The organism is Mesorhizobium sp. M7A.F.Ca.ET.027.03.2.1 (genome assembly GCF_003999175.1).
Classification (GTDB): Bacteria; Pseudomonadota; Alphaproteobacteria; order Rhizobiales; family Rhizobiaceae; genus Mesorhizobium.
Genome location: NZ_RZOM01001266.1, coordinates 1 through 1,540, shown reverse-complemented (window position 1 = coordinate 1,540; position 1,540 = coordinate 1). Strand labels below are relative to the sequence as shown.

At 67.3% G+C, this 1,540-nt stretch carries 2 protein-coding genes; both read right to left on the bottom strand.

The features are described 5' to 3' along the window. The coding region (locus EN750_RS33680; protein ID WP_145968173.1) for a branched-chain amino acid ABC transporter permease at positions 1-857 on the bottom strand (857 nt) is incomplete at its 3' end. An 8-nt stretch (positions 858-865) separates the two neighbouring features. Beyond that, a partial coding sequence (locus tag EN750_RS33675) for a branched-chain amino acid ABC transporter permease (RefSeq protein ID WP_145968172.1) occupies positions 866-1,540 on the bottom strand: 675 nt, incomplete at its 5' end.

The following is a 1,540-nucleotide window of genomic DNA, read 5'->3' as shown; positions in this document are numbered from 1 at the left end:
AGCACACCGAGGATCGGCCCCTCGATGGTGCCGATGCCGCCGATGACGACTATGAAGATGACGTTGGCGGTCCAGTCGGTGACGGCAAAGGCCGCTCCCGGCGAGATGCGGGCCGTCTGCAGAAAGATCAGCGCGCCGGTCAGCCCGGTGGCGGCCGCGGCGATCAGAAAGATCGCCCATCTGAGCCGGCCGGTATCGACGCCGACCGATTGCGCCGCGTCGACATTGTCGCGCACCGCCGCCAGCGCCAGCCCGAGGCGATTGCGCAGCAGCCAATAGATGCCGCCGGTCACAGCTACGACCAACGCCAAAGCCAGCCAGTAGGCCAGGACGTCGCGTGCCGCGGCCTCGCGGACGCCGAACAGCGCCCTGATCGCATCGGTGCCCAGGATGCTGCTCGTCGCCTCGCGCGGCAGCGAAGTGCCGGTGCCGCCGCCGAGCGCCTTCCACTGCGCGACCAGCAGGCGCGTCACTTCAGCGATCACCCAGGTGCCGATGGCGAAATAGGCGCCCTGCAAACGGAATGCGAAGAAGGCCGTCGGAACCGCCAGCACCAGCGCCGCAAGCCCCCCCAGTGGGATCGCCAGGACCGGATTCCAGCCAAGCAGGATCACGCCGGCGAACATCGCGTAGGCGCCGATGCCGACGAAGGCCTGCTGACCCACCGAGACCAGGCCGCCATAGCCCGCCAGAAGGTTCCATATCTGCGCCAGCGTCAGCATGGTGAGGATGAAGAACAGATCCTGTATGACGCCCCGCGAGGCCACGGCAGGCAGCGCGAGCGCGGCGACGATGACGATCGGCACCGTGATCGCGGTTACGGTTCCGGCGCGGGTGCGGGTTGTCAGTCGATACATGCCGCCCCTCAATCCACTGCGCGCGGAAAAAGCCCGCGCGGTTTGAGCAGCATCACGGCCAGGAAGGCGATGTGGCCGGCCAGGATCTGCCATTCCGGATTGAGCGCGGCACCAAACGTCTGCGCCACGCCGATGATGATCCCGCCCGCGAGCGTTCCCCATAGGCTGCCGAGGCCGCCGATGATCACCGCCTCGAAGGCATAGATCAGCCGCGCCGGCCCGATCGAAGGATCGAAGTTTGCCCGCATGCCGAGATAGAGGGCCGCCAGCGTCACCACGACCATGGCGATCCCGGTGGCGATCGCGAAAATCCGCTTCGGCTCTATCCCCATCAGCCCCGCCGTCACGGCGTCGTCCGAGGTGGCGCGGAAGGCACGGCCGAGCGCGGTGTGGTAAAAGAGCCCGTTCAGGGCAATGATCATCACGATCGCCGAGGCAAAGGTCATCAGCGGCATGATCCCCACCGTGACCAGCCCGAGATCGAGCGATGCCCCTTCCAACACGCCCACCGGAATGCGGCGGCTGTCGGCGGAGAAGGCCTCGAGCAGGCCGTTCTGCAGGGCGACCGACAGGCCGAAGGTGACCAAAAGCGGCGGCAGGATGTCCTTGCCCAGCACGCGGTTCAGCACGACGGTCTGCAGCAGCCAGCCGAGCGCGAACATCGCCGGCATGGCGACCAGGGC